The organism is Streptomyces altiplanensis, assembly GCF_053591575.1.
The window spans coordinates 76098-84397 of sequence record NZ_JBSFUB010000022.1 but is presented as its reverse complement, the minus strand read 5'-3'; the positions used below and the strand labels follow the sequence as shown (position 1 = coordinate 84397).

Below are 8300 nucleotides of genomic sequence, written 5' to 3'. Positions count from 1 at the left end.
AGGAACGGACGCTTCCTTCGTACTCACCCTCGCGGGCTTTCCTCCGGGCTTTCGTTCGGCATTTCGTGTTCCCGACTCTATCAGACCCTTTCCGGCCCGACTTCCTCGGCGCCTTCCGGTTCCCGCTTCCGCGTTTCCCTTTCCGGCGATTCCGACTCTATCAGTGCTTTTCCGTTTCTCTGACCGTCGTTCCGCGAACATGCAGAATTCAGATCCGAGATAGGGTCTGGACTTGATGGAGGCTGCCGACCTGCGCCCCACTCAGAGGTGGGTGCTGGTGTCAGGCAGGACTACGAGACTACCTCGCTCCGGCAGACGAGGCAAATCCTTCCGGTGCACCCCCTAGGTCCGCCAAGCGGTAGCTCTCATGCGGAACCGGGACTTCTCGTGACTTACCCTTCTGAACAGTACGCCGTCCTGGACAGGTAGTGACGGCGGCACACGAATCTCTCCGCCCCCTGGGAGGCCCCCATGACCAGCGTGACCTCGCCACTTGCTGGACGCGCCATCGGACTTGCCGCAGTCCCCGACCCGGTGTTCTCCGGTGCGATGGTCGGTCCTGGCACCGCCATCGACCCCGTACGTGAGCCCTCGGAGGCCGTGGCCCCCGTTGACGGTGTCATTGTCTCCCTGCACCCGCACGCCTTCGTGGTCGTCGACGCCGACGGGCACGGCGTTCTGACGCACCTGGGCATCGACACCGTGCAGCTCAATGGTGAAGGCTTCGAGCTGCTCGTGAACAAGGGGGACACGGTGACGCGCGGCCAGGCGGTCGTGCGGTGGAACCCGGCAGCCGTCGAAGAGGCCGGCAAGTCGCCGGTGTGCCCTGTCGTGGCGCTCGAGGCCACGGCCGACTCTCTTGTCGACCTGGTCGAGGACGGCGACGTGAAGCCCGGCGACGCGCTTTTCAGCTGGCAGTGACGCCGGCGCCGTCATAACGGCCGCGGGTACGACATCCATCGCGGTGGACTGGACAGAGTGCCGCCGCAACTATCGGAGACGGTGAAATGGAGACAACGCTGCGAGGCGTCGGCGTGAGCCACGGTGTGGCGATCGGCGAGGTTCGGCACATGGGCACGGCGGTTCTGGAGCCGCCGGCCAAGCAGATTCCCGCGGAGGAGGCGGAGCGCGAACAGGGGCGTGCCCGTCAGGCCGTGGAGGCTGTGGCCGCCGACCTGATTGCGCGCGGCAACCTGGCCGGCGGCGAGGCACAGCACGTGCTCGAGGCGCAGGCCATGATGGCGCAGGATCCCGAGCTCATGGCTGACGTGGACCGGCGCATCGCCGTCGGGAGTACGGCCGAGCGTGGCGTGTACGACGCCTTTGCCGCCTACCGGGCTCTGCTGGCGAATGCCGGTGAGTACCTGGCCGGCCGGGTCGCGGACCTGGACGACGTGCGGAATCGTATCGTCGCCCGTCTGCTGGGCGTGCCGATGCCGGGTGTCCCGGACAGTGACGAGCCGTACGTGCTGATCGCGCGGGATCTCGCTCCCGCCGACACGGCGCTGCTGGACCCCGCGCTGGTGCTCGGCTTCGTGACCGAAGAGGGCGGGCCGACCAGTCACAGTGCGATTCTGGCGCGTGCGCTGGGTGTGCCGGCCGTGGTGGCTCTGCCGGGCGCCGGTGAGCTGGCCGAGGGCACGGTCGTCGCGGTGGACGGCAGCACCGGCGAGATCTTCGTCGATCCGAGTGCGGAGAAGCGTGCCGAGCTCGAGGCGGCTGCCGCTGCTCGCAGGGCGGCCTTGTCGGCTTCTACCGGGCCTGGTGCGACGTCCGACGGCCACAAGGTGCCGCTGCTCGCCAACATCGGCGGTCCCGCCGATGTGCCGGCCGCGGTCGAGGCCGGTGCTGAGGGCGTGGGTCTGTTCCGTACGGAGTTCCTCTTCCTCGACGACAGCAAGCAGGCGCCGTCGGAGGAGAAGCAGGTCGAGGCGTACCGCAAGGTTCTGGAGGCGTTCCCCGAGGGCCGCGTGGTCGTGCGGGTGCTGGATGCGGGCGCGGACAAGCCGCTCGATTTCCTGACACCGGCCGAGGAGCCGAACCCGGCGCTCGGTGTGCGGGGCCTGCGGTCTCTGCTCGACCACCCGGACGTGCTGCGTACGCAGCTGACCGCGCTGGCGAAGGCCGTCGAGGGCCTGCCGGTGTACCTGGAGGTCATGGCGCCGATGGTCGCGGACCGTACGGACGCCAAGGCGTTCGCGGACGCGTGCCGTGCGGCCGGGCTGCGGGCGAAGTTCGGCGCGATGGTCGAGATTCCGTCCGCCGCGCTGCGGGCGCGCTCGATTCTCCAGGAGGTCGAATTCCTTTCGCTGGGGACGAATGACCTGGCGCAGTACACCTTCGCCGCTGACCGGCAGGTCGGTGCGGTGTCGCGGCTCCAGGACCCGTGGCAGCCGGCGCTGCTCGACCTGGTGGCGGCCTCGGCCGACGCCGCGAAGGCTGAGGGCAAGAGCTGTGGCGTGTGTGGTGAGGCTGCGGCCGATCCGCTGCTCGCCTGTGTGCTGACCGGGCTGGGCGTCACCTCCTTGTCGATGGGCGCGAAGGCCATCCCTTATGTCCGCGCGACGCTGGCGAAGCACACGCTCGCCCAGTGCGAGCGTGCCGCTGCTGCGGCGCGTGCCACGGACACCGCCGACGAGGCCCGGGCGGCCGCGCAGGCGGTGCTGTCCGGCGAGTGACCGGACGGTTCTTGTGTGGATCCGAGGGCTCCCGGCCGAAACGGCCGGGAGCCCTCGGGCGTATCAGTGGTGGATGTCGGGCTCTTCGATGTCGAAGCCCGGGCAGTACTCGACGCCGGGCTCGGGGGATACGGGATCGCCGGTCTCCGCGTCCGTGCAGTAGGCGCTGAAGACCTCCCCCGCTGTGAGTGCGACCAGTCGGCCCTGCTGGAGCCGCCAGCCGTGGAGCCGGTCGGGTGCCCCGGGCTCGGTGGTCCTCAGTACCACTCCCCCGGGGCTTTCCACGGCGATGCCCGCTGCCAGGACCGTCACGAATTCCGCGCCTCCGGGCTCGGTCAGGCGGACCGGCTCGTTCGCGGTGCGCTCCGCGTGGAGCACGGCGAGGAGCTGTTCCTCTTCGGCCGGGACGCTGCAGACGAGGTGATGGCTGCCGGGGCCCGCCTGTTCGAGCAGGCGCGTGACGAGGCGCGAGGCCCGGTCGAGGGCCTCGCGGCCGATGTCCTCGCCGCACTCGGCGCAGTTGCCCAGTCGGGCCAGGAGCAGGGTCGCGTACTCCCAAGTGGTCTGCCGGACGGCTTCGTTGACGAGCAGGGGCACGAGGCTGTCGATGGGCTGGCCGGTGTACGGGAGGGAGGCGCCGCAGACCGCGACTTCCGCGGTGAAGCGGGTGCGGCTCTGCGGCGTGTCGGGATCGATTCCGGTCGCCCGGCAGAACTCCAGGAAGTCCTCGGGGTCGAAGAGCGCGACGGTGGTGTGCACTCCTTGTGCCGCGAGGGCCCGCAGCAGGCCTTCGACCTCCTTGAGGTAGGCCGTGTGGTCGTCGAAGACGAAGGTCTCGTAGCCCGTCATGGCCGCGAAGTCCTGTTCGTCGGCCAACAGACCTACCGTGCTGGGCGCTTCGCGGCGGAGTGTGCGCCGCATGGCCTTGCTCTTGTGGTGCTTCGTGGACTTGGTGTGCGCCATGACTCCCCCTGAGCGCAGTCGATCATTGCTCACTCACCGTAACCGGCGGCACTGACAACGTACGCTCCGTGAGGTGGCCGCCGACGGTCCGATGTGGGGCGGGCGAGGCCTTCAGTGACGGGTGCGGGCGAGGGTTTCGTAGAAACGGAGGAGGTCGAGGTTGTCGACCGAGCCCGGATTGACGGCCTTGGCGAGGGCCGTGCCCTGGAGGAGACGTTTGACGGGCACCTCGATGCGCTTGCCGGTGAGGGTGTGCGGGACGCCGGGGACCTCGATGATCTCGTCCGGGACGTGGCGCGGGGAGAGCTCGGTGCGGATGGCCTGCTTGATGCGGGTGCGCAGGGCGTCGTCGAGGGTGGCGCCCTCGGCGAGGTGGACGAAGAGCGGCATCCAGTAGCCGCCGTCGGGCTCTTCGAGGCCGATGACGAGGGATTCCCTGATCTCGGGAAGGCGCTCGACCACCTCGTAGATGTCGGCCGAGCCCATGCGGACGCCCTGACGGTTGAGGGTGGAGTCGGAGCGGCCGTGGATGACCACCGAGCCGTGGTCGGTGAGGGTGATCCAGTCGCCGTGCCGCCACACGCCGGGGTAGGTGTCGAAGTAACTGTCGTGGTAGCGGCTGCCGTCGGGATCGTTCCAGAAGTGGACCGGCATGGACGGCATGGGGTTGGTGACGACCAGTTCGCCGACCTCGTTGATGAGCGGCTTGCCCTGGGGGTCCCAGGCCTGGAGGTCGGTGCCGAGGCAGGCTGCCTGGAGCTCTCCGATGTGGACGGGGAGGGTGGGGACCGCGCCGGCGAAGCAGCTGCAGACGTCCGTGCCGCCGCTGACCGATGCGATCCAGAGGTCGGACGCGACTTCGTCGTGGAGCCAGCGGAAACCGTCGGGCGGGAGCGGGGATCCGGTGGTGGCCACGCACTTGACGCGGGAGAGGTCGTAGTCGCGTGCGGGGTGGACCTCTGCCTTGGCGCAGGCCATGACGTACGCCGCCGAGGTTCCGAAGAGGGTGGCTCCGGTGCGCTCCGCGACGCGCCACTGGGCGCCGGTCCCGGGGTAGCCGGGGCTGCCGTCGTACAGGACGACCGTGGTGCCCGTGAGGAGACCGGAGACGAGGAAGTTCCACATCATCCAGCCGGTGGAGGTGTACCAGAAGAAACGGTCCTCGGGACCGAGGTCGCAGTGCAGGCCGATCTGCTTGAAGTGCTCCAGGAGGATGCCGCCCTGGGACTGCACGATGGCCTTGGGCAGACCCGTGGTTCCCGAGGAGTACAGGACCCACAGGGGGTGTTCGAAGGGGACCTGCTCGAAGACCGGTTCCGTGTCCGAGGAAGTGAGCGCGGACCAGTCCGTGGCGCCTTCGGGGGCCTCGGTGCCGAGGAGGGGGATGTGGATCACGGCGCGCAGGGTGGGGAGCTCGCGGCGGAGCTCGGCGACGGTGTCCGTACGGTCGTGCTCCTTGCCGCCGTAGCGGTAGCCGTCGACGGCGAACAGGACGACGGGCTCGACCTGCTGGAAGCGGTCGAGGACGCTGCGGGCGCCGAAGTCGGGGGCGCAGGAGGTCCAGACCCCGCCGACGGCGGCGGTGGCGAGCAGGGCGACGGTGGCCTGGGGGATGTTGGGGAGGTATCCGCTGACGCGGTCTCCGGGGCGTACGCCCAGGGCGCGCAGTCCGGCGGCGAGGGAGCCCACCTGGCGGCGCAGCTCGGACCAGCTCACCGGGACGGGTTCGTGGGTCTCGTCGACGTGGAGGAGGGCGGGGTCGTCCGCGCGGGAGGGGTCCTCGGCCGTGCGCAGGGCGTGTTCCGCGTAGTTGAGGGTGGCTCCCGGGAACCACTGGGCGCCCGGCATGGAACGGTCGGCGAGGACCGTTTCGTACGGCGTGGAGAAGCGCACGTCGAACCAGTCGGCGACGGCCTTCCAGAAGGTGTCGAGCTCGTCGACGGACCAGCGGTGCAGCGCCGCGTATCCGCCGTCGGCCGGTGCTCCGTACCGCTCGGCCGCCCAGCTCTGGAAGCGGGTGACGGCTGCGGCGGCGATGCGGTCCGCGTCCGGCTGCCAGAGGGGCGCGGTGTTCGCTGCTGAGGACATGGGGCGGCTCCCGGGCTGTACGCGTGGTGTGCGTGTGTCGCGCGCACGTGCGAAGGGTGTGCGCACGAGGCGGCTGAAAGGGACGATGCCACGTGATCGTCTTGCGCACCAGAGCGGACCGCCCACAGCCGGGCGTCCGGTCATGTGCGCGCACCACGGGTGAACGGCAGTTGAACGCCCCCCGTGCGCGTGCGTCCGGATGGCAGGGTGAGCCGCATGGACGGTCGTGACCTGGTGCGCTCGGTGAAACTGGTCGGCACGGTGCAGGGGCTGCGCGTCGCGCGCTCCGCGTGGCGGCGGCGTCGTACGGACGCCCGGGGACTGGAGCCGCGGGGAGCCGAGCGGGCCCGGGTGCCCGGTGCGGTGACCGGCGCGGAGCCGCAGCGGGGCGGCGGGGTGGTTCGTTTCGCCCGCTCGGAGCTGCGGGTGATGGTCGCGGTGGGCGGCGCGGTGTTCTGGGGCTGGGACGGTGCGGGTCCGGAGCCCTCGTACGCGCTCGCGGGTGCGTGCCCGGAGCCGGATCCCAGGGCGGAGCTGGAGCCCGACAAGGACGGCGGCTGGCAGGTGGTGTCGGAGCGGCTCACGGTCGCCGTTTCGCGGCACGGTGCTGTGGAGGTCCGTACGCCGGGCGGCGTGGTGCTCCGCCGGGAGCTGCCGCCGCGCTGGTGGGAGCCGGCCGGCGGCGGGCCCGCTCGCTGGCTGCAGCGCAGCGAGGTGCCGGCGGACGCGCGGTTCTTCGGTCTTGGCGGGCGGTCTTCGGGGCTCCGGCTGCGGGGTGGCCCGTACCGCCTGTGGAACGCCGGTCCGGGCGAGAGCCGCGCCCCGGGCGACGAGCCGCTCTCCGTCACCATGCCGGTGCAGTTGGTCGTCTCCGACGCGGGAACGCATCTCGCCTTCCACGACAACACGTGGGAGGGCCGGGTGACGTTGCGGGAGGGCGAGGAGGGGGCGGGGTCGGGCCATGACCGGCCGGGGACGAGTGAGCTGCGCATGGACGGCGGGCCGCTGCGCTGCTGGGTCGTGGCCGGTACTCCGGCGCGCGTGCTGCAGGGCTGGACCGCGCTCACGGGTGCTCCCGCGCTTCCGCCGTCGTGGGCGCTCGGTCCGCAGCACGCACAGCGGGGTCCGGGCGGTGAAGGGGAGGTTCGGCGGACCGTCGCCGGCTATCAGGAGCGGGGGCTTCCGCTGTCCGTACTGCACCTGGAGCCGGGGCCGGGACCGGACGTGGACCACTGCGACCGGCGTCAGGCCTTCGCTGTCGACCGCGGGCGTTTTCCTGGCCTTCCCCGGCTCGCCGCGGATCTCAGGGCGTCGGGGGTGCGGCTGGTCCCGGTGGTCGGTCCCGCCGTCAGGGCTGAGCCCGGCGCCGCGCTGTACGACAGCGGGAAGGCCGTGGGGGCGTTCGTACGGGACGCGCGGGGGGACGAGGTGCGCGGGGCGGGCAGGTCCGGGGAGCGTGTCTACCCGGATTTCACCGATCCGCGCGTGCGTGCCTGGTGGGCGTCGCTGTACGAAGAGCCGTCCGCCCGGGACTTCTGTGGGGTGGGGCACGAGTCGAACGAACCGGTGGCCTTCTCTCCCTTCGGTGATCCGTCGTTGCCGCGCTCCGCACGGCACAGCCTGGAGGGCCGCGGCGGCGATCATCGGGAGGCGCGCAATGTCTATGGGCTGGGGATGGCGCGCGCCGGTTACGAAGGGCTGCGGAAAGCGCGTTGCGGGGAACGGCCGTTTCTCTTCTCGCGCTCCGGGTGGGCAGGCGTACAGAGGTACGGCGGCATCTGTTCCGAGGGGACGGCGACGGGCTGGCCGGGACTGCGCGCCTCGCTCTCCCTCGCACTCGGTCTCGGGTTGTGCGGCGTGCCGTACTCGGGCTCCGGTGCCGGCGGGTTCGACGGCACGCCCTCCCCCGAGCTGTATCTGCGCCGGTTGCAGCTGAGCGCCCACCTTCCGCTGTTCCGTACACATGCCGCGGGCGGCGGGGAGCCCTGGGAGTTCGGTCCGCAGGTGCTCGAACACGCAAGGGCCGCGTTCGCCGAAAGGGAGCGGCTGCTGCCGTATTTCGTGACGCTGTCCCATCTGGCCCACCTCACCGGTGCGCCTTATGTGCGTCCCGTGTGGTGGGGTACGCCCGAGGACCGGGCGCTGCGGGACTGCGAGGACGCTTTTCTTCTCGGGGACTGTCTGCTGGTCGCTCCCGTACTGGAGCACGGTGCGGACCGCAGAGCGGTGCGGCTGCCGCGCGGACGGTGGTACGACACGGCGACCGGTGAGGCGTACGAAGGGCAGAGCCAGGTGCTGCTTGAGGCGCCCCTGTCGCGTGTCCCCGTGCTGGCGCGGGCCGGCGCCGTGATTCCCGTGCGGGGTGACGACGGCGGGCCGGCGCTTGAGGTGTGGGCACCGGCTGCCGGGCGTACCGGAGGAGGACTGTTCGTGAGGGACGCGGGCGACGGCTGGGAGCGGGCGGAGGTCGAGCGGTTCACGACGCGGGTGGACAGCGGCCGGGTGCTGGTGGAGCGGGAAGGCGGCGGAGAGGTGGGGCTTCCGGTGCGGGTACGGGGCTGTTGAGGCGGC

The 8300-nt window shown here is 71.0% G+C and carries 6 protein-coding genes; 4 read left to right on the top strand and 2 right to left on the bottom strand.

The features are described from left to right. The 3 genes from ACWD0Y_RS13445 to ptsP form a co-directional block, all read left to right on the top strand. Positions 1-183 (top strand): hypothetical protein (locus ACWD0Y_RS13445; protein ID WP_450260484.1); only part of this gene is annotated, 183 nt, incomplete at its 5' end. Between the two features lie 288 nt (positions 184-471). Then, on the top strand, positions 472-921 hold the full coding sequence (locus ACWD0Y_RS13440; protein ID WP_093801949.1) for a PTS sugar transporter subunit IIA: 450 nt from the start codon (positions 472-474) through the stop codon (positions 919-921). 86 nt (positions 922-1007) lie between these two features. Next, positions 1008-2678 (top strand): phosphoenolpyruvate--protein phosphotransferase, encoded by a 1671-nt coding sequence (gene ptsP, locus ACWD0Y_RS13435; protein WP_450260483.1) that lies wholly within the window; start codon positions 1008-1010, stop codon positions 2676-2678. A 63-nt stretch (positions 2679-2741) separates the two neighbouring features. On the opposite strand, the gene ACWD0Y_RS13430 is transcribed toward ptsP, so the two are convergent. Both ACWD0Y_RS13430 and ACWD0Y_RS13425 read right to left on the bottom strand, forming a co-directional pair. Further along, a complete protein-coding gene (locus tag ACWD0Y_RS13430) occupies positions 2742-3641 on the bottom strand; it encodes a hypothetical protein (RefSeq protein WP_450260482.1) in 900 nt (299 codons plus the stop codon). Positions 3642-3752: 111 nt separating this feature from the next. Next, on the bottom strand, positions 3753-5729 hold the full coding sequence (locus ACWD0Y_RS13425; RefSeq protein ID WP_450260481.1) for an acetoacetate--CoA ligase: 1977 nt from the start codon (positions 5727-5729) through the stop codon (positions 3753-3755). A gap of 216 nt (positions 5730-5945) precedes the next feature. On the opposite strand from ACWD0Y_RS13425, the gene ACWD0Y_RS13420 reads away from it, so the two are divergent. Further along, complete coding sequence (locus tag ACWD0Y_RS13420) at positions 5946-8294, top strand: glycoside hydrolase family 31 protein (RefSeq protein WP_450260480.1); 2349 nt, start codon at positions 5946-5948, stop codon at positions 8292-8294. The last annotated feature ends 6 nt before the right edge of the window (positions 8295-8300 follow it).

Coding starts and splice junctions, on each gene's coding strand:
- ACWD0Y_RS13430 (WP_450260482.1), bottom strand. CDS start 3,641: ATGGCGCACACCAAGTCCACGAAGCACCACAAGAGCAAGGCCATGCGG.
- ACWD0Y_RS13420 (WP_450260480.1), top strand. CDS start 5,946: ATGGACGGTCGTGACCTGGTGCGCTCGGTGAAACTGGTCGGCACGGTG.
- ACWD0Y_RS13425 (WP_450260481.1), bottom strand. CDS start 5,729: ATGTCCTCAGCAGCGAACACCGCGCCCCTCTGGCAGCCGGACGCGGAC.
- ACWD0Y_RS13440 (WP_093801949.1), top strand. CDS start 472: ATGACCAGCGTGACCTCGCCACTTGCTGGACGCGCCATCGGACTTGCC.
- ptsP (WP_450260483.1), top strand. CDS start 1,008: ATGGAGACAACGCTGCGAGGCGTCGGCGTGAGCCACGGTGTGGCGATC.